Source organism: Salinisphaera sp. S4-8 (assembly GCF_040361235.1).
In the GTDB taxonomy this organism is placed as follows: Bacteria; Pseudomonadota; Gammaproteobacteria; order Nevskiales; family Salinisphaeraceae; genus Salinisphaera.
This window is the reverse complement of sequence record NZ_APNF01000008.1, coordinates 89,140-108,559: the sequence shown is the minus strand read 5'-3', so window position 1 is coordinate 108,559 and position 19,420 is coordinate 89,140. Positions and strand designations below refer to the sequence as shown.

The window sequence follows — 19,420 nt, the reverse complement described above, 5'->3', positions numbered from 1 at the left end:
GGGGTATCGGTGTTGCGGCCACTGGGTTTCGGCCGTGTACAACCACTCCATCAGGACGCCTTATGGCCATTTCGCATCTGATTCCGACCTACAAGCGCCAGCCCATCGCATTCGAACGCGGCCAGGGCGCGTGGCTTTTCGATAGCGACGGCAAGCGCTATCTCGATGCCTTGTCAGGCATCGCGGTCAACACGCTCGGCCATGCCCATCCGGCCCTCGTCGAAGCCATCAACGACCAGGCCAGCCGACTGTTGCATACCTCGAATCTTTACGAGATCGAGGTACAGACCCGCCTGGCCGATCGCCTGTGCGAGCTGGCCGGCATGGACGCGGTGTTTTTCGGCAACAGCGGCAGTGAAGCCAACGAGGCCGCGATCAAGCTCGCCCGCCTGCATGGTCACAAGCGCGGCATCGACAAGCCCGTGGTCGTGGTCATGGAGAATTCGTTTCATGGCCGTACGCTCGCCGCACTCGCCGCGACCGGCAACGCCAGCGCACAGAAAGGCTTCGAGCCCATGCCGGAAGGCTTTGTGCGCGTACCCTATGGCGATATCGATGCGATCGCCGCACTCGAGGATGCCAATATCGCCGCCGTGCTGGTCGAACCGATCCAGGGCGAAGGCGGTGTTCGCGTGCCCCCGCCCGACTTTCTGGCCGACGTGCGCAAACTCTGCGACGAACGCGACTGGCTGATGATGGTCGACGAGGTTCAGACCGGCGTCGGCCGCAGCGGCCACTGGTTCGCCCATCAGGCTGCTGGCATCACCCCCGACGTCATGGGCCTGGCCAAGGGGCTTGGCGGGGGCGTACCGATCGGTGCGTCGCTGGTGGCCGGCAAGGCCACGCCCCTGTTCGGGCCCGGCAGCCACGGTTCGACTTTCGGCGGTAACCCGCTGGCCTGTCGTGCCGCGCTGGCCGTGCTCGACACCATCGAAGCCGACGGCCTGCTCACGCATGTTCAGGCCATGGGCGATTCGATCCGCAGCCAGATCGAGGCGCGCGTGGATGGCCTCGACCATGTCAAGGATATCCGCGGCGCGGGGCTTATGATCGGCATCGAACTCGCCGAGCCCTGCGCCTATCTCGTGGACGCCGCGCGCGAACAGGGCATTCTGCTCAACGTGACGGCCTCCAATGTCATTCGCCTGTTGCCACCGCTGATCATCGGCCCCGCCGAAGTCGAGCGGCTGGTCGACGGCGTGTGCTATCTCATCGAAAGCATCGCTACGCCCGATGCGTCTTCAACCCGTTCCAACCAAGCAAACTGACCATGACCCTGCGCCATTTTCTCAGCCTGGACGACCTGGGCGCCGACGGCATTCGCCGTGTTATCGACAATGCCATCGCGCTCAAGCACAAGCCGCTGAAAAAGCAGCCTTTCGTGGGCCGCACACTGGGCATGCTCTTCGAAAAGGCCTCGACGCGCACACGGGTGTCGTTCGAGGCGGGCATGACCCAGCTGGGCGGCCATGCAATCTTCCTGTCGCCCGGCGATACCCAGATCGGGCGTGGCGAACCGGTCGAGGATACAGCGCGTGTGCTCTCGCGCATGGTCGATGTGGTGATGATTCGCAACCACTCGCACGACACGCTGGAACGCTTCGCGGCCTATTCCAGCGTGCCGGTGATCAATGGCCTGACCGATCGCTTTCATCCCTGTCAGCTACTCGCGGACCTGCAGACCTATCAGGAGCACCGCGGCGATATCGCGGGCAAGACCGTGGCATGGATTGGTGACGGCAACAACATGTGCCACTCCTATATCCTGGCCGCGCGCCTGCTCGGCTTCGAGCTGCGTATCGCGACACCCGAAGGCTATGGCCCGAATGCACAGATCCTCAAGGCCAGCGGCGAACGCGTGGTGATCTGCGAAGACGCGCCCCAGGCGGCCGACGGCGCCGATCTGGTGGTCACCGATGTCTGGGCGAGCATGGGCGACGAGGACGACCGCGAAGTGCGGCTGGCCGATTTCGCCAACTTCCAAGTCAACAAGGCGTTGATGAGCTGGGCCAAGGACGACGCCCTGTTCATGCACTGTCTGCCCGCGCATCGCGGCGAGGAAGTCAGCGCCGAGGTCATCGATGGGCCCAACAGCGTCGTGTGGGACGAGGCCGAAAACCGTCTGCATGCCCAGAAAGCCCTGCTGCTGGACCTGCTCGATGCCTGATACCCGGCAGAAAAACGCAGATTCAACGCAGATGATTCGCCTCTGGCGAGTGTAAAACCCGCCCTGACCGGTTACGACAGCTCACCATCGCAGCGCTGCGTCAATCTGCGCAATCCGTGGATGTCTTTTACAAAAAGACATCGATCCGCAGATTACGCCGATTGCAAAGATTTTTTGGGCCACGGGTCTCACCCGCCTCGCGCTTCGTGCGCGGCTTGGCTCACCCCAGCGCAGACATCAGCGCACTGAAAGTCGTGGACGTCTGCAAAGCGCTTGAATCTGCGCACTGTCCGGGTCTGCGACCATCCCAGCTCAGGGGTTAGCCTTGCCGGCGAGCACCAGCGAATAGGCGCCGCCTTCGGCTTCGAAGTGGCGCTCGATGGTCAGCCCGGCGGTTTCGAACAGCGCGGCGAGCGTATCCGGGGTGAACTTGTGGCTGAATTCGGTGACGATTTCCTCGCCCGCCTCGATATCGATCGCCGTATCCAGCGCGGCCAGCGTGACCCGGTGGGCATGATCGGCCGCAAGCCGCATCTCGATACGAGCCATGTCGCGGTCGAACACCGCACGGTGGCTGTAATCCTGTACCGGGAAATTGGCATCAAGCTCGCGATTGAGCACGCGCAGCACGTTGCGGTTGAACTGGGCGGTCACGCCCTCGGCATCGTCGTAAGCGGCTTCCAGCGTGGCCGTATCCTTGACCCGATCGACACCGAGTAACAGCCGGTCGCCATCGCGCATGAGCGCTGCGATCTGTTCGAGCATCGCCGTGGCTGCCGGCGGTTCGAAGTTGCCGAGGGTGCCGCCGAGAAACACGATCAGACGCCGGCCGGCCTCGGGCAACGGCACGTTGGCCAAGCCGCCCGTGTAGTCGCCGATGAGTGCATGCACCGACAGCCAGGAGTAATCGGCGACCAGCTCGGCGCCGGCATCGAGCATCATCTGGGCGCTGACATCGAAAGGCCAATAGGTACAGCCCTGGCCCAGCGCGTCGCAGGCATCGAGCAAATGCCGCGTCTTGCGCGAACTGCCGCTGCCCAGTTCGAGCATATGATCGGGGGCAGCGTATTCGACGATTTCGCGCCCGTGCGCAGCCAGCAACGCCGCCTCGGTACGTGAGGGGTAATACTCGGGCGTCGCACAAATGGCTTCGAACAGCGCCGAGCCGCGATCGTCGTAGAAATACTTCGGCGACAACCAGCGCGGACGCGACAACAGCCCGGCGCGCACGTCGTCGGCGAGACTGGCCAGGGGGCGTTCGGGCGCGACATCGGTACTGGTCAGGCGGCGGCCAGACTGGGTCATGGTCATAAACGGGTCATCCGCACAGCGGATCGTTGGGCGTGTTGATTTCGCAAGGTTATCATCGGCCGGTAACCTTAATATTTCGGACTTGTACGGATGTGCCGAATCGCCGGCTATATCGGCCTGCAGCCGCTCGCGCTGCGCACCCTGATCTGCGACCCACCCCACGGCCTGGCGCATCAATCCTGGGCGGCCCGGGAAATGGTGAGTGCGACCGTCAACGCCGACGGCTGGGGCGCGGCGTGGCTCGACGCCGACCACCAGCCCGCGGGCTATCGGCAGGTGTTGCCGATCTGGGCGGATGCCAATCTCGACTCGCTCGGGCGCAGCCTTCGCTCGCCGCTATGGCTTGCCAACGTACGCAGTGCCACCGCCGGGCTGGGCACCGACTATGCCAACACCCAGCCGTTTTACGACGATGCATTGTTGTTCACGCACAACGGCTTTATCGACCGCTTCGCGCACACGCTGCGCGCGCGTCTACGCGCCGAGGTCGCGCCCGAGATCGAAACCACGATCAACGGCAATACCGATTCGGAATATCTGTTCGCGCTGCTGCGCCAACAGACCGGCCCACTGGAAACACGCCTAGGTTCGGTGATCACGCAGGTGCGTGACTGGCTTGCCGACACACCGCAGGTACGCGCGCTGCTGAACATGATCGTCAGTGACGGCCAGTGCATGGTGGCGGTACGCGCGGCAGTGAACGGCGATGCGCCCTCGTTATATTTTCATGCCGACTGGCATGGCGGCATCGCGATTGGCTCGGAAGCGTTCGACAACCACAGCGGCTGGACATGCGTAGAGTCTGATCAAATGATCATTGCCCAAGCCGGCCAGACGCCGCGGCGAGAATCCCTATGACTGCCAATCCGCCCTCTCGTATCGCACAGCTGCGACAAGCCAGCGTTGCCATGCTCGACGGCCTTACGCCCGCGCAGCAGCGCTGCCAGAGCCACCCCGAACTCAGTCCCATGCTCTGGCATGTGGGCCATGTGCTGTTCATGGAAACCTACTGGCTGGCCGAGCGGGTATTCGGCGATGCCCGCATCACCGATGCATGGCGCGATCTCTATGTGCCCGAAATATCGGCCAAGGACGAACGCAGTGCCCGGCTGCCCGACGCCGACGCCCTGCGCGCGTGGGCGGCCGAGATTTCCGAACATAACGATACCTGCTGGCAGCGCGCCCGGGATATGGCGCATCCGCTGCTCGCCGACGGCTACCTCGCCGCCTTTTTACGCCAGCACTACGCCCAGCATCTGGAAACGATGCGCCTGGTGCGTGCCCAGCTGGCGCTGGCCGAATGCGATCCGGCCGCTATCGACATGCGCGCCGCCGCACCGGATACCGACTTCACCCCGCTGGCTGCCCATGCCGTGGATATCGGCACCGCCAGCATCGATGCCTACGACAACGAGCAGCCCGTATTCACCGCCTATCCGCCAACGTTCGCGATCGCCGAGCGCTGCGTGAGCAACGCCCAGTGGCTGGGTTTCATCGAAGCCGGCGGTTACCAAAACGCCGACTGGTGGGACGCCGACGGCTGGGCCTGGCGTGAAGCGGCCGGCATCGCGCATCCACAGCACTGGCGGGCACTGACGAATGGCTGGTTCGTGTTCGCGCCGGGCAGTACGGATATCGCGAATGCGCCGGTGCACGGCATCGGCTGGTACGAAGCCCGTGCGTACGCCCGTTATGCCGGCGCGCGGCTACCGCGGGAAACCGAATGGGAAGCCGCACGCCGCGTCGGCGTGCTTACGGATGTCGAACAGGTCTGGGAATGGTGCGACGATGCGTTCTACCCCTACCCGGGCTTTCGCGCATTTCCCTACGACGGCTATTCCCTGCCGTGGTTCGATGGCGGGCATTTTGTCGCCCGTGGCGCGAGCGTGCACAGCGAACCGGAGATACGTCGGCCGGGCTTTCGCAATTTCTACCCGCCTACCCATCGCCATATCCACGCCGGGCTGCGTCTGGCGAGCACCTGAACGCAGCGCCGGCTCGGCCCGATCCTGGAATGGCATATACTGCGCGCCGGTATTCGCAGCCGAGATAAGCCATGTCGGAAAAAGACCTGACTCTGCCCGACGATATCGAAAGCGTCGTGAAAGCGGCGCTGGCCGAAGATATCGGCGACGGCGATCGTAACGCAGCCCTGGTCGACGAAGGCCTGGAAGCCCGCGCGCGGGTGATCGTGCGCGAAAACGCAATTCTATCCGGCGCGGCCTGGTTCGAGCGCAGTTTCACGGCGCTCGACGAGCGGGTACAAATCGAGTGGCTGTCCAACGACGGCGAGAGAATCCACTCCAATACGCCGGTGTGCGAAATCCGCGGGCCGGTACGCGCGCTGCTCAGCGGCGAACGCACGGCACTGAATTTTCTGCAGCTGCTTTCGGGTGTGGCCAGTTCCACGTTCGAATTCGTGGAACGGGTCAAGGGCACGAACACCCAGATCATCGATACACGCAAGACCCTGCCGGGCCTGCGCAGCGCGCAGCGCTATGCAGTACGTTGTGGCGGCGGCGTGAACCACCGCTTCGGCCTGTTCGACGCCATCCTGATCAAGGAAAACCACATCATGGCCGCGGGCTCGATCGAAACCGCGGTCGAGCGCGCACGCGAAACCGCCGCCGGGCTGTTCGTCCAGGTGGAAATCGAAACGCTGGAAGAACTCGAACAGGCCCTGGAAGCCGGCTGCGACGGCGTGTTACTCGATAACCTGGCCAGTCACGTGCTCGCCCGGGCGGTCAACATGGCCGATGCCCACCGGCGGCGCTTTCGCCGCGATATCGTCATCGAGGCCTCGGGCGATATCAATTTGCGCAATGTGCGTGAAGTCGCCGATACGGGCGTGGATCGTATTTCCATCGGTGGGCTGACCAAGCACCTGCGCGCCACCGATTTTTCCATGCGCATGCATACCGACTAGGGCGTTTCGTCATGAGATATGACGACACGCCCTAGACGCAGACGACCGGGATGGAGCACGCCATCCCGGCGCTCTAACGAAGTGCTTTACGCCGCCCGATCTTTCGATCAGAAGCGATAGTCCACGCCCAGCATCACCACCGGATACAGCGGCAGCTTGTCCAGATCGTCCTGGATATCATCCTGTTCCTCTTCGACCGCGTCGCGGGCGATCGGATTCGCGCTCGAGGCGCCACTGAGCCGTACGTCGACATCGGGCTCGCCGAGATAGAACACGCCGATATCGGCACTAAAGCCCAACCCGCCTTCCGCGCCCGGCGACTTGCCCCAGCCGAAGCCGATATAGGGCGATACGGAATCGTAGCGCGCCGTCGCATCGAGGCGGTCGCCACGCACGAGCACGCTTTCGTTATCGCCGAGATCGCAGGCCAGCTGTTCGCAGGTCGCACTGCCGTCGATCTTGTCGTCGTTGAGCATCACGCCGCCGGTCAGGCGAAACACCCCGCCGAAGGGATGATAGTCCAGCAGCAACGCGCCGTGCAGCAGATCCACGTTGCCGCTGTATTCCAGATCGCTGCCGCCATCGGCCTCGAAATCCACATCGGCACTGATGCCGGCCACCATCGCACGCGTCTGGACACGCTCGGTCCACGCATAGGTGACCTGACCGCCCAGGCCGAGCGTGCCCGCCACCGCGCCTACGCTGAAATCGCTCGCCTGCGCACCGCACGCGATCACGCTCAGGCCGGCCGCCGCCAGCCACTGTTTGTTGTTCATCGAATCGCCCTCGATATGCGCGCCGCCGGCGGCGACGCTTCTTTAGGCGATATCGGCTAACCGCGCAGCCTCTTTAAACCCGCAGCCAGATCCTCGACGAGATCGTCCACGTCTTCGAGCCCGGCATGAATACGCAGCGTCGGGCCGTCCGCCTCCCACTGGGTGGCACTACGGCTGCGCTCGGGATTGACCGCCAGGATCAGGCTTTCATAGCCGCCCCAGGAAAAGCCCATGCCGAACAGCGCGAGATGATCGAGCATCGCCGCCAGTCGTTCGCGGGCCACCGGATGCAGCACGATGGAAAACAAACCACTCGCGCCACTGAAATCGCGTGTGAACAGTTCGTGCTGCGGATGATTAGCCCGCGCCGGATGCAGCACGCGCGCGACCTCGGGCTGTGCGGCTAGCCAGTCCGCAAGCGCGAGCGCGTTGGCCTGATGCACGGGCAGGCGCTGGCCGAGCGTGCGCAGGCCCCGCAGGCCGAGATAGATATCGTCCGGCCCGGCGCAGTAGCCCATGCCCGCCGCGGCTTTGCGCACCGTCATGTAGTGGGCTTCTTTGCAGTTGATCACGCCCAGCATCGCATCGGCATGGCCAACCAGATATTTGGTCGCCGCATGAATGGAGATATCCACGCCGTGTTCGAGGGCATTGAAATACAAGGGCGTGGCCCAGGTGTTGTCGGCCATGACCGTCACACCGTGGCGATGGGCCACCTCGGCCAATGCCGGCACGTCACTGATTTCGAAAGTCAGCGAACCCGGCGCTTCGAGAAATACCGCGCGCGTCTGTGCGCCGATACGCGACTCGAGCTCAGCCGCGGATATCGTCGGGTCAAAATATTCGGTCGTCACACCCAGACGCGCGAGCAGACCATCGCAAAGTTTTCGCGTCGGCCCGTACACGTTATCGGTCACCAAGAAATGCGCGCCCTGCTCGGCCTGACTCATCAAGGCGACGGTGATCGCCGCCAGCCCGGAACAGGTCGTGACCGCGCCGAAGGCGCCTTCCATCTGGGCAACCGCGGCTTCGAAGGCAAACTGGACGGGCGTGCCGTTGCGCCCGTAGTACACACCTTCGAACGGGTTCGCCGCGGCGCGCTCGAGCGCATCCAGCGATTCGAACAATACCGTCGACGCGTGATAGACGGGCGGATTGACCATGCCCTGCTGGGCCGCCGGATCACGTCCGGCATGAACGAGTCGGGTCGCGTTTTTCATGCAGCACTCAAGGTTTGTGGTCGTCGATACAACGCAGTCACCGTCACTGGCTCTATACTCGCGCCAATACTCGGGCCCGGATCGCCGCCTGCTGTGAATCGACATCTCGAAGCCATATTGTCCCATACCGCCGAAGCCGTGCTGGCACGCCTGCCGCATTCGCGCCCCGATGACGCCGCCCTGGCTCACGCGCGGGTCGTTTCCCACCGCGGCGAGCGCGACGGCCGACGCGTGCGCGAGAACACCTTTGCCGCGTTCGATCCGGCCGTCGCGGCGGGCGTAGCCGGCATCGAGTTCGACATACGCTATACCCGCGACGACGAACCGGTGGTCGTCCACGATGCCGATTTGAAACGCGTATTCGGCTTCGCCGATATCGTTGCCGATACGCCGTGGCAGACACTACGCCGGCGCGTGCCGGAACTACCCCACCTGCAGAGTTTGCTCGAGCGCTATCACGCACGCGCGCATCTGATGATCGAAATCAAGACCCGGGGCACGCCGCGTGCCGAACAGCGCCTTGTCGATCTGCTGGGCGGACTGACGCCGTCTCGCGATTTTCATGTCCTGGCGCTGGATACACAGCTGTTCGAGGCCGTATCGGACTTGCCTGGCCACGCGCGCTTGCCGGTGGCCAAGTTCAATCTGAGCGCGCTACACGACTGGGCTATTAACAACGACTGCGCTGGCCTGGCCGGACCGTTTGCACTGTTGCGTTCGCGTCATATCGACACGCTCCAGCATCGCGGCGCGTGGGTCGGCAGCGGCTTCGTTCGTACGCCGGCCATGTGCCTGCGCGAAATCGCGCGCGGCGTGAACTGGGTGTTTTCCAATAACGCCGTGCGCATACAACAAGGCCTCGATCGCGCACGCGAACGCCGCTGAAGCGCTCTCCCGCACCCGGGCGCGCCCCCGCGCGAGCGGCCAATACGGCACTTGAGCCTGTACTCGGTTGCTCGACCGAAGCTTTCCTGGCACGCCGCTACGGGAAAGATTTTGACAATGTTTCGTGACCCGATCGCTTTTTGCTGGTTCATGAATTAATTGGCGTGGCGTAAACGTAGTTTTACGGATAGAGACCTTCCTTATTGAAAGCAGCCAATAGATCGCTTCAGGAATCCATCTCCTCGATTACCCGAATGTCCCGTAACGAGCGGATTCAAGACAGCAATACGGTGCGCTTTTCCGACCAAAGTCGTTTGACGAACGCCCCAACCTTGTGGTGATACTCAACACCTGATCGTTTTCGAAAAATGTCGCCAAGTGCGCCATCGGGAACGATCTTATTGAGCGGCGGGGGGATATCAACGTGAAATCGCCGATTGCGATTTTTCTCGTGCTGTTACTTTTCTTTGCAGTACTGATCGGCGGCGCCGGCTATATCTATGCCGAAAGCCGAATGAACGCGGTAGTCGATGAACTGGTGAACCAACAAGGCGAAGCGCTTTCGACGAGTTCGGAGCGTCTGGCCGAACGTTTACGTGACGCGCTCGCAGATATTCTGCTTCTGCGCGAGCAGATGCATATCGCCGAAGTCTTCAGCGCCGACTCGAGCTCGCGTCGCGAACGCGTCGCGCGATATTTCGCGGCCTATATCCAGACCAACCGCAGCGTCGATCAGGTCCGCTGGATCGACCAGCGCGGCATGGAATCGATCCGCGTCGATACCAATGGCCGAGTCCCCATCCGCCGCAGCGAAGACGCACTGCAGGATAAATCGCGCCGCGACTATATAAAACGTACGAGTCCACTGGGTGGCGACGATATCTACGTCTCGCCGATGAACCTGAACATCGAAAACGGGCAAATCGAAGTACCGTACAAACCCGTCATGCGCTTTGCGCTGCCGCTGCGCGACCCCGATGGCCGCTCTCAGGGGGCGCTGGTGGTGAACTTCCTGGGCGAGCGCTGGCTGGATGCGTTCCATGCCTCGCACCTTACCGGCAGCGGCGAGCTGATGCTCGCCAACTATAAGGGCTACTGGCTGATCGGCCCCGAACCGCAGGACGAATGGGGGTTTGAACTGGGCCACGCCGCCAGGCTCCAAAAAACGTATCCCAATGTCTGGCGCACGGTGCACACCCAACCCAGCGGCAGCATGCTCACTGCCGATGGATTATGGTCTTGGCGCACAATCGATCCGCTGGCCGAGGTTCGAGCAACCGCCGCGGAACTACGTAATAACAGCGACGTGAAAGTAGTCGGGCGCAGCGATTATCTATGGCATGCTCTGGCCTACCTGCCCCGGGCCCGTTTCGCCGCGATCCAGCAGGACATCATCTGGAAACAGGCCGCACCGGTAATGGTTGCCGCCTTTGTGCTCGCACTGCTCATTGCATGGTCGGTCGCGCGCTCTCAGGCAACCATCGCCCGCCTGAACAGGCAACTGGGCAGCCGTGCCCGCACGGCGGAATCAGCCAACAGCGCCAAGACGGCGTTCGTGGCCAATATGAGCCACGAAATCCGTACGCCGATGAACGCGATCGCCGGCCTGAGCCATCTGATCGAGCGCCATGCGCCGACCCAGAACATGCGCCAGCTCGCGCTCAAGATGAAGCGTGCAACCGGCTCGCTACAGAACCTGATCAACGACATCCTCGACTTCTCCAAGATCGAGGCCGGCCGTATCGAACTCGAGCACGAGCGTTTCTATCTCGCCGACCTGCTGGACAACATCGCCACCATCATGGCTCTCAACCTGGGCGACAAGCCGCTGGAACTGGCGATCACGCCGCCCAATCCCAGTGTCGACCCGTTGCGTGGCGACGGACTCCGTCTGGAGCAGATACTGATCAACCTCGCCAGCAACGCCATCAAGTTCACCGACGAAGGCTTCGTCGATGTGCGCATCACGCCGCTGGAAATCGAAGACGACCACACCCGACTGCGATTCGCCGTGCGCGACAGCGGAATTGGTATCCCGGCCGACAAGCAGGCAGAAATCTTTGCCGAGTTCACCCAAGCCGACACGTCGACGACCCGCCGCTTCGGCGGCACCGGCCTGGGGCTGGCGATTTCGCGCCGACTGGTCGAGTTGATGGGCGGATCGCTACGACTCGAAAGCGCGCCCGGTCAGGGTAGCGAGTTCTGGTTCGAACTCGTGCTCGACCGCGATCCGGCGCCGGCGGGATTAGGCGCGAACGAATTGGACGTACTGATCGTCGACGATAACGAACTCGCCCTGGAAGCGCTGTCCCATACTGTCGGAAGCATTGGTTTTTCATGCCAGACCTTCAAAACCGGGGCCGCCGTGCTGGCGCATTTGCAAGCCGCGCGCAACGATCCCCCCAGGCGCCGCCGCGCGATTCTACTCGATTGGCAGATGCCGGACATGGACTGCATCGCCGTACTCAAGACGTTGCGTGAACGCTATCCGGCCGATGATCCCAATCGGCCGATCGTGATCATGATCACGGCCGCCTCGCGCGCCGACCTGATCGCCGAGCCGGCGAGCGATCTCGCCGACGCGGTGTTGGCAAAGCCCGTGACACCGTCCTCGCTGCACGATGCACTGGCGCCGAGTCTCAGCGGCGCCGGCAAAACACAGGCCACAAGCGATGAGGGACAAAGCCTGGACGGCGTGCGCGTACTCATCGTCGACGACAGTGATATCAACCGTGAAGTGGCCCAGCGCCTGCTCGTCGAAGAAGGCGCGCGGGTCTGGCTCGCCGAAGACGGCCGCGAGGCCGTGGATTGGGTCAGCGCGCATATTGGCGAGGCCGACGTGGTACTCATGGATATACAGATGCCGAATATGGACGGTGTCGAGGCCACCCGGCGAATCCATGCACTCGACGGCTGCCAGGATTTGCGAATCGTGGCGCTAACCGCCGACGCCTTGCTTGCGCGCAGCAGCGATGCCCCGCGGGCCCGGTTCGCCGAATACCTGCCCAAGCCGCTCGATCCGGCCCAGCTGTTTCGGGTACTCCAGCGCCTGACCCGGGCCGAGATGCCCGAAACGAGCGCGGCCCAGGCGCCAACGGCCGAGGCTCTACCCGGCCTGGATATCGCCCGTGGGCTGGCCACCTGGCGTGACACGGCCGTCTATCGACAGTATCTGTTGCGCTTTCTACGTGAACACGGCGAGGCCGCACGCGAGCTTCAACAGGCCGCCGATATTACCGAGGTACGAGCGCGCGCGCACAGGCTCAAGGGCGTCGCCGCCAATCTGGCGCTCGTGGAGGTCGCCGACGCGGCCGGACGCATCGAATCCGGGGCCGCCAAGGACCAGCATATGCGCACGCGACATCTGCGCGCGCTCGCACGGGCCTTGCGACAGGCGCGTCGCTCGATAGAACGGTATGCGCACACGCAAGCAAACAGCGCCCCCCAACCGGCGCCTGCGGATTCGAGTGAGTCTCTGGCGAGCCTGTTGCAGCAGGCGCATAGCGCGTTCGATACCGATGATCCGGATGCGGTGGAACCGATCATTCAACGCTTGCGCATGCATCTGTCGCCCGAGCGGCTGGCACCGCTGACCGCGGCGCTGGAAGCATTCGACTTCGACAGCGGGCGACAACGCACCGCCGAACTCGCGCATGAACTCGGCATTTCGCTCGACGACAACTAACGCTTATGCAGCCGATTCTCATTGTCGACGACGAACCGGAAAACCTGGCCGCCCTGCGTCAGATTCTGGCGGGCGAACGCCGGCTGGTGTTCGCGCGCAGCGGCGAGAACGCGCTTGCCGCGGCTCGCAAACACAGCCCGGCGCTCATCCTGCTCGATATCCAGATGCCGGATCTGAACGGCTACGAAGTCTGCCGGCGTCTGAAAAGCGATGCCGATACCGCGGCGATGCCGGTGATATTCGTTACCAGCATGGCCGATATCGGCAACGAGGCCGAAGGCTTCGCCGCCGGTGCGGTGGACTATATCGTCAAACCGGTATCAGCGCCGATCGTGCGCGCCCGTGTCCGTACGCATCTGTCACTGGTACAGGCCACCCGACTCGATCAAAGCTATCGTGATGCCCTGAACATGCTCGGCCACGCCGGGCATTACAACGACACCGATACCGGCGTACATATCTGGCGCATGGCCTATTACACCACCGAACTGGCCCGCGCCTACGGCCTGAGCGCCGAACAATTGCACCTGATCGAACTCGCCGCGCCGCTGCACGACACCGGCAAGATCGGCATCTCGGACACGATCCTGCGCAAGCCCGGCAAGCTTGACGCCGAAGAATGGCGCATCATGCAGACCCATACGCGTATCGGTCACGACATCCTCGCGAAAAGCCGTGCGCCGGGCTTTAAAATGGCCGCCGAAATCGCGCTGCATCACCACGAAAAATGGGATGGCAACGGCTATCCGGACGGCCTGGCAGGCGAACAGATCTCGATACCGGCACGCCTGACCGCGATCGCCGACGTATTCGACGCGCTGACGACAACGCGTCCCTACAAGGCGGCCTGGCCGGTCGAACGCGCCCGCGACACCATGCTCGGCGAAGCCGGGCGGCATTTCGACCCAGAGATGATCGCGGTATTCGACTCGATCTTCGAGCGCATTCTCGACATCAAGGCCGAATGCGACGCCTGGGAAGCCACCGGCGATAGCGGCTTCGCCGAAAACATGCCCTTCGTACCGCTGTCGGATCTGGACCTATGACGCAGCCGCGGTCGCGGCACGGCCGTGCGGGGCATACAGATCCAGCTCCGGGCCGACCGGCACGATCCCGGTGGGGTTGATCGTGGGATGGCTGCGGTAATAGTGCTGCTTGATATGGTCGAAGTTGGTGGTCACGGCGATGCCGGGCACCTGATAGAGCTCGCGTAGATAGCCGGACAGGTTCGGGTAGTCGGCGATGCGGCGCAGATTGCATTTGAAGTGGCCGACATAAACTGCATCAAAGCGCACCAGCGTCACGAACAGACGCCAGTCGGCCTCGGTGATCCGGCTGCCTGCGAGATAGCGCTGCTCGGCCAGGCGTGCATCGAGCCAGTCGAGCGTGGCAAAGAGCTTTTCGAAGGCCTGCTCGTAGGCCTGCTGGGTGGTGGCAAAACCGGCCTTGTACACGCCGTTGTTCACGTCGTGGTAGACCCGCTCGTTGACGGCATCGATTTCGCTGCGCAACTCACTCGGGTAGTAATCGCGCTCGGGGTGCTCGGCCACGGCGTCGAAAGCGCTGTTGAACATGCGCACGATATCCGCCGACTCGTTGGAGACGATGGTTTCGTGCTGACGATCCCACAGCGTGGGCGTGGTCACGCGTCCGGTATAGCTGCTGGCAGCTTTCTGATACAGCTCGAACAGATGATCCAGGCCGTAGAGCGGATCGGCAATCGTGCCCGGGGCATCGGAGAAGCTCCATCCCCACTCGCCCATGTACGGGTCCACGATGGATACGCCGATCGCGCCTTCCAGGCCCTTGAGCTTGCGCAGGATCAGGGTGCGGTGCGCCCAGGGGCAGGCCAGCGACACATACAGATGATAGCGCCCGGCTTCGGCGGTAAAGCGCGAATCCGGATCGGCACTCACCCAGTCACGGAAACCGGCCGATTCGCGAACGAACTTGCCGCCGGTGGATTCGGTGTCGTACCACTGGTCCTTCCACTGGCCTTCGACGAGTAATCCCATGCTTCACTCCACACGTTTTTGAGGTAGCGAGACCTGTGATGCGGGCGGTGCACCGTTGTCGATCGCACAGAAACAATGCGCATACAGATGCCGCGGGTCGTTGAGTCCCGTACGCAGCCAATCGAGTGCCGATGCATCGGTGACCTTGGACAGCCACGCTGGCACGACGGCGGATTGCACGTTCGAACTCAGAAATTCCCGGATCGCCGCACGCCAGTCCGAAGGCGGCTGCATGGGCTGCAACGTATAGTCCTCGGCTCCCAGGCCGGCGAGTTTGGCGGTGGCCTGTTCGGCGTCGAGATAGCCACCCAGTTTGTCGACCAGGCCGATGCGCTCGGCGTCGATGCCGCTCCAGACCCGGCCCTGTGCGATCTTGCGCACCGCCTCGGGCTGCATGTCGCGCGCTTGCGCGACCCGCGAGACGAACTCATCGTAACCGTGCTCGACGCCGGCCTGCAGCATTGCCTTGACCGGCTCGGACAGCGGCTGATCGAGACGCAGCGCGCCGGACAAGGACGTGGTGCCAATGCCGTCGGTATGGATGCCCAGATCGTTGAGCGGTTTGGCAAAGGTCGGCACGATGCCGAAGATGCCGATCGAGCCGGTGATCGTGGCCGGCTCGGCCCAGATCTGATCGGCGTTCATGGAAATCCAGTAGCCACCGGACGCGGCCATACCGGCCATGGAGACCACCACCGGCTTGCCGGCTTCGCGGGTGAGTTGTACTTCGCGGCGGATCTGCTCGGAGGCGGTCACCGAGCCGCCGGGCGAATTCACGCGCAGCAACAGCGCCGCGACATGATCGTCGCGCCGTGCATCGGCAATCAAACGTGCCACGGTATCGCCGCCGGCCGAACCCGGTACGCTTTCGCCGTCGACGATTGCGCCTTCCACGACCACCACCGCGATCCGGCTTTCGGTCGCCGGTTTCGACTCGTCGGCATCGGTCGCGCCCAGATAATCCACATAGTGAATCTGGCGAAAGCTGCCGTGGGTATCGTCCACGCCCACCTGTTCGCTGACCTGGGCACGTATATCCGCTAGCGGCGCCACCGTGTCGACCAGACCGGCATCGCGCGCCACGGCCGCGGCATCCCCGCCGGCACTGACCAGCGCATCGGCATAGGTCTCGGTATAGCGGTCGATATCCTCGGCCGCGAAATCGCGATCGGCACTGACCTCGTCGCGATAGGTCTGCCAGAGCGAATTCATCCAGGCCTGGTTGGCCGCGCGGGCCTGCGGCGACATGTCGTTGCGGGTATAAGGCTCGACATAGGACTTGTATTCGCCCACCCGGAACACATTGACCTCGATACCGAGCTTGTCGATGGCGTCCTTGTAGTAGTTGCGATACACGCCGTAGCCGGGGAGCAACACATAGCCCAGCGGGTCCAGGTAGATCGTATCGGCATGGCTGGCCAATGCGTACTGGGCCTGATTGTAGGCCGGCGACCAGGCATAGACCGGCTTGCCGGAACGCTTGAAGCGATCGATCGCGGCGATCAGATCCTGTAACTGACCGGGTTGGGCGCTCACCAGTTCGTCGAGCTTCAAGAACGCCAGCTTGATACGGCTATCGGCGGCCGCGCGATCCAGCGATTCGATCAGATCGCGCACCACTGACTGCGGCTGCGGCTGCGAAACCGCCGCACCGAGCAACGAACCCACGCCGTGATTGCGCTGCTCGACCAGCTCGCCGCTGGGCGTCCAGACCAGGGCCGTATCCTGCTCCACGGTGACATTCGGGGTACTGAAAAACGCGAAATACACGCCCACCGGTACGAGCACCAGCGTCACGATCAACAGCAGTGCATAAAACAGCAGGATCGTGCGCCAGATACCACGAAAAAGACGACGAATGAGCGAGGGTTTCTTGGCCACGACAACTCCGTAGGATCAACGCGGGACCCGAGGACGGGCCGGTCGATAGACAAGCGTGATGGATGCAAACGCGTGCGACGCGTGGCAGTGTAGCCGCTCGCACTGCCCTTCGCGACTTGAATTCGGCGTCGCGACACCGCATGAACACGCATCTAGATCGCTAATTCTGCGCCAGGATCAACCATGAGCAAAGACGACAGCAAACCCGTCATCCACCACCGGCTGATCATTCTCGGTTCCGGGCCTGCCGGCTATACCGCTGCGGTCTATGCCGCGCGCGCCAATCTCAAGCCCGTGCTGCTGACCGGCATGGAACAGGGTGGCCAGCTCATGACCACCACCGATGTGGACAACTGGCCCGGCGATGTCGAAGGCCTGCAGGGCCCGGGGCTGATGCAGCGCATGGAAGAACACGCCAAGCGCTTCGATACCGAGATCGTGTTCGACCATATCCACACCACCGACCTGTCGAAGCCGCCCTACCGGCTGGAAGGCGATCGTGGCATCTATACCTGCGACGCACTGATCATCGCTACCGGCGCGACCGCCCGTTACCTGGGTCTGGAATCGGAAACCGCGTTCATGGGCAAGGGCATTTCCGCCTGCGCAACCTGCGATGGCTTTTTCTATCGCAACAAGAACGTCGCAGTGATCGGCGGCGGCAATACCGCGCTCGAAGAAGCCCTGTATCTGTCCAATATCGCCGCCCATGTCACGGTCGTGCATCGGCGCGACAAGTTCCGCGGCGAAAAGATTCTGGCCGACAAACTCTTCGACAAGGTCGCCAACGGCAATGTCTCGATCGTCTGGGATCACGAGCTCGATGAAGTGCTCGGCGACGAAATGGGCGTGACCGGCGGGCGGATCAAACACCGCGAAACTGGCGAGACGCAACAGCTCAATGTCGATGGTATCTTCATCGCCATCGGCCACAAGCCCAATACCGATATCTTCGAAGGCCAGCTGGATATGGCCGGCGGCTATATCAAGGTCCAGAGCGGCACACAGGGCAATGCCACGGCCACCAGCAAACCCGGCGTATTCGCGGCCGGCGACGTGATGGATCATGTCTATCGACAGGCCATTACCTCGGCGGGCACCGGCTGCATGGCCGCACTCGATGCCGAAAAATATCTCGACGCGCTCAGCGAAGACGACAACGCCCGCGAAGCCCATCTGGAAAGCCAGGTCGCCCACCGCGAGGTATGAGCCATCGTATCGGCCACGATGCGTACCGACTGGTCGGGCGCGTCGTGGTTGAGGCATGATGAAGGCCATGACAGCTTCGATTCGCATGGCGACTGCGTTACGCGCCTACTGCCCGATCCTCGTAGTAGCGCTGCTACTGGCCCTGGCGGGCTGCAGCAGCGCGCCGCGCGGTAGCGAGCAGGATATCCCGCCCACCACCGCGACACGTACGGCAGTGGCCGATGCCGCCCTGCAGATGCTCGGCAGCCCCTATCAGGCCGGTGCGGCAGGCCCGCAAGCCTATGACGACAGCGGCCTGGTCTATGCGGCCTATCGCAGCGTGGGTGCGGCCCTGCCCCGCGATCTTCAGGCCCAGCTGGATACGGGCAAACCCATCGAACTGGTCGAAGCTCAGCCGGCCGACCTGCTGTTCTACCGGGTCGAGGATAGTCAGGGCGGCGACCGGCTGGTCGTCGGCCTGTATACCCAGGCCGGCGAGATGCTCATGGCCAATCCCGGTTTCGGCGCCAGCCCCGGCGTGGCGCTATTCGATACCGACGACGACTTCTGGCAACAACGCCTGGTCGGCGTGGTCCGCCAGCTGCCCTGACGACAGCGCTTTTAAACCCGCGCTTGATTATCGGCCGGATTCAGCATCCTGGCTGAACATGAGCTCACCCGGCCTGCGGCCGACTTGTACTTCGCGTTCATTGGCTAACGACCTGCTTGCTTGAGAACAGCCAGCGGCGTTTCGCCCGTATGCAAGAAGCGATTTATCCGCAGATTACGCCGATTACGCAGATGTGTTGATTTCGGCGTGATGGGCGATCGACCGCATCGGCGCCTTGGCTTGGGTGGCACTCGCGGTAAGGCACAGTCCTCAGATCGACGCAGATCACGCAGATCGGGGAACGGAAACCGTGATCGGTCGCTGTCGCATCGCAGAGGTGCCGCGCGCTCATCTGTGTAATCTGCGCAATCTGCGGTTGCGCTTGAAGGACGAAGCCATCAGACGGTCGACTACCGCGATTCGCGCACAGCGGCGCCCGGCCTGGATTTATCTTTAGCGTGCTGCACGCCGGGTTCTGTAAAACCATTTATCCGCAGATTACGCCGATTACGCAGATGTATTGATTTCGCCGTGATGGGAGATCGACCGCGTCGGCGCCTTGGCTTGGGTGGCACTCGCGGTAAGGCACAGTCCGCAGATCGACGTAGATCGACGCAGATCGCAGATCGAAGAACGGAAACCGTGATCGGTCGCTGCCGCATCGCGCAGGTGCCGCGCGCTCATCTGCGTAATCTGTGGTTGCTCTTGAAGAACGAAGCCATCAAGCGGTCGATTACCGAACTGCGCACACGTCGT

15 protein-coding genes are annotated in these 19,420 nt (G+C 62.9%); 10 read left to right on the top strand and 5 right to left on the bottom strand.

What is annotated here, in order from left to right:
• The first annotated feature begins 62 nt into the window (after positions 1-62).
• Positions 63-1,268 carry an acetylornithine transaminase gene (locus tag S4A8_RS13375; protein WP_353220518.1) on the top strand — a complete coding sequence of 402 codons (1,206 nt, stop codon included), beginning with the start codon at positions 63-65 and terminating at the stop codon, positions 1,266-1,268.
• Positions 1,269-1,270: 2 nt separating this feature from the next.
• Positions 1,271-2,167 (top strand): ornithine carbamoyltransferase, encoded by an 897-nt coding sequence (argF, locus tag S4A8_RS13370; protein ID WP_353220517.1) that lies wholly within the window; start codon positions 1,271-1,273, stop codon positions 2,165-2,167.
• A gap of 312 nt (positions 2,168-2,479) precedes the next feature.
• On the opposite strand, the gene egtD is transcribed toward argF, so the two are convergent.
• On the bottom strand, positions 2,480-3,472 hold the full coding sequence (egtD, locus tag S4A8_RS13365) for an L-histidine N(alpha)-methyltransferase (protein ID WP_353220516.1): 993 nt from the start codon (positions 3,470-3,472) through the stop codon (positions 2,480-2,482).
• A gap of 96 nt (positions 3,473-3,568) precedes the next feature.
• Between egtD and S4A8_RS13360 the strand changes: the two genes are divergently transcribed.
• The 3 genes from S4A8_RS13360 (at position 3,569) to nadC (ending at position 6,404) form a co-directional block, all read left to right on the top strand.
• Positions 3,569-4,336 carry a class II glutamine amidotransferase gene (locus S4A8_RS13360; RefSeq protein ID WP_353220515.1) on the top strand — a complete coding sequence of 256 codons (768 nt, stop codon included), beginning with the start codon at positions 3,569-3,571 and terminating at the stop codon, positions 4,334-4,336.
• A complete protein-coding gene (locus S4A8_RS13355; protein WP_353220514.1) occupies positions 4,333-5,463 on the top strand; it encodes an SUMF1/EgtB/PvdO family nonheme iron enzyme in 1,131 nt (376 codons plus the stop codon). Before S4A8_RS13360 ends, S4A8_RS13355 begins: the two co-directional genes overlap by 4 nt.
• 71 nt (positions 5,464-5,534) lie before the next feature.
• Positions 5,535-6,404: a carboxylating nicotinate-nucleotide diphosphorylase gene (gene nadC, locus S4A8_RS13350; RefSeq protein WP_353177825.1), complete on the top strand. Its 870-nt coding sequence runs from the start codon at positions 5,535-5,537 to the stop codon at positions 6,402-6,404.
• A 107-nt stretch (positions 6,405-6,511) separates the two neighbouring features.
• Here nadC and S4A8_RS13345 read toward each other — a convergent pair whose 3' ends face one another.
• Both S4A8_RS13345 and metC read right to left on the bottom strand, forming a co-directional pair.
• Entirely contained in the window at positions 6,512-7,180 is a 669-nt protein-coding gene (locus S4A8_RS13345; RefSeq protein WP_353220513.1) for a hypothetical protein, read from the bottom strand.
• A 56-nt stretch (positions 7,181-7,236) separates the two neighbouring features.
• Positions 7,237-8,400: a cystathionine beta-lyase gene (gene metC, locus S4A8_RS13340; protein ID WP_353220512.1), complete on the bottom strand. Its 1,164-nt coding sequence runs from the start codon at positions 8,398-8,400 to the stop codon at positions 7,237-7,239.
• A 93-nt stretch (positions 8,401-8,493) separates the two neighbouring features.
• Between metC and S4A8_RS13335 the strand changes: the two genes are divergently transcribed.
• The 3 genes from S4A8_RS13335 to S4A8_RS13325 all read left to right on the top strand — a co-directional run bounded on the left by S4A8_RS13335 (position 8,494) and on the right by S4A8_RS13325 (position 14,016).
• Positions 8,494-9,285, top strand: a complete 792-nt coding sequence (locus S4A8_RS13335; RefSeq protein ID WP_353177819.1) for a glycerophosphodiester phosphodiesterase — start codon at positions 8,494-8,496, stop codon at positions 9,283-9,285.
• Between the two features lie 424 nt (positions 9,286-9,709).
• Positions 9,710-12,970 (top strand): response regulator, encoded by a 3,261-nt coding sequence (locus S4A8_RS13330; RefSeq protein WP_353220511.1) that lies wholly within the window; start codon positions 9,710-9,712, stop codon positions 12,968-12,970.
• Between the two features lie 5 nt (positions 12,971-12,975).
• On the top strand, positions 12,976-14,016 hold the full coding sequence (locus S4A8_RS13325) for a response regulator (RefSeq protein WP_353220510.1): 1,041 nt from the start codon (positions 12,976-12,978) through the stop codon (positions 14,014-14,016).
• Here the strand turns inward: S4A8_RS13325 and S4A8_RS13320 are convergent.
• Together S4A8_RS13320 and sppA are read right to left on the bottom strand one after the other, a co-directional pair.
• Complete coding sequence (locus S4A8_RS13320; protein WP_353220509.1) at positions 14,011-14,985, bottom strand: glutathione S-transferase family protein; 975 nt, start codon at positions 14,983-14,985, stop codon at positions 14,011-14,013. The genes S4A8_RS13325 and S4A8_RS13320 overlap by 6 nt on opposite strands.
• Positions 14,986-14,988: 3 nt before the next feature.
• The gene (gene sppA / locus S4A8_RS13315) at positions 14,989-16,866 is read right to left on the bottom strand and encodes a signal peptide peptidase SppA (RefSeq protein ID WP_353220508.1); all 1,878 of its coding nucleotides are present in this window, start codon (positions 16,864-16,866) and stop codon (positions 14,989-14,991) included.
• A 183-nt stretch (positions 16,867-17,049) separates the two neighbouring features.
• On the opposite strand from sppA, the gene trxB reads away from it, so the two are divergent.
• Positions 17,050-18,075, top strand: coding sequence for a thioredoxin-disulfide reductase (gene trxB / locus S4A8_RS13310; protein ID WP_353220507.1), 1,026 nt, complete (start codon positions 17,050-17,052; stop codon positions 18,073-18,075).
• Between the two features lie 67 nt (positions 18,076-18,142).
• Entirely contained in the window at positions 18,143-18,664 is a 522-nt protein-coding gene (locus S4A8_RS13305; protein WP_353220506.1) for a C40 family peptidase, read from the top strand.
• Positions 18,665-19,420 lie beyond the last annotated feature (756 nt).

Excerpts from the sequence above, each read along its gene's own strand:
- S4A8_RS13375 (WP_353220518.1), top strand. The coding sequence starts at position 63 with ATGGCCATTTCGCATCTGATTCCGACCTACAAGCGCCAGCCCATCGCA.
- argF (WP_353220517.1), top strand. The coding sequence starts at position 1,271 with ATGACCCTGCGCCATTTTCTCAGCCTGGACGACCTGGGCGCCGACGGC.
- egtD (WP_353220516.1), bottom strand. The coding sequence starts at position 3,472 with ATGACCCAGTCTGGCCGCCGCCTGACCAGTACCGATGTCGCGCCCGAA.
- S4A8_RS13360 (WP_353220515.1), top strand. The coding sequence starts at position 3,569 with ATGTGCCGAATCGCCGGCTATATCGGCCTGCAGCCGCTCGCGCTGCGC.
- S4A8_RS13355 (WP_353220514.1), top strand. The coding sequence starts at position 4,333 with ATGACTGCCAATCCGCCCTCTCGTATCGCACAGCTGCGACAAGCCAGC.
- nadC (WP_353177825.1), top strand. The coding sequence starts at position 5,535 with ATGTCGGAAAAAGACCTGACTCTGCCCGACGATATCGAAAGCGTCGTG.
- S4A8_RS13345 (WP_353220513.1), bottom strand. The coding sequence starts at position 7,180 with ATGAACAACAAACAGTGGCTGGCGGCGGCCGGCCTGAGCGTGATCGCG.
- metC (WP_353220512.1), bottom strand. The coding sequence starts at position 8,400 with ATGAAAAACGCGACCCGACTCGTTCATGCCGGACGTGATCCGGCGGCC.
- S4A8_RS13325 (WP_353220510.1), top strand. The coding sequence starts at position 12,976 with ATGCAGCCGATTCTCATTGTCGACGACGAACCGGAAAACCTGGCCGCC.
- S4A8_RS13320 (WP_353220509.1), bottom strand. The coding sequence starts at position 14,985 with ATGGGATTACTCGTCGAAGGCCAGTGGAAGGACCAGTGGTACGACACC.
- trxB (WP_353220507.1), top strand. The coding sequence starts at position 17,050 with ATGAGCAAAGACGACAGCAAACCCGTCATCCACCACCGGCTGATCATT.
- S4A8_RS13305 (WP_353220506.1), top strand. The coding sequence starts at position 18,143 with ATGACAGCTTCGATTCGCATGGCGACTGCGTTACGCGCCTACTGCCCG.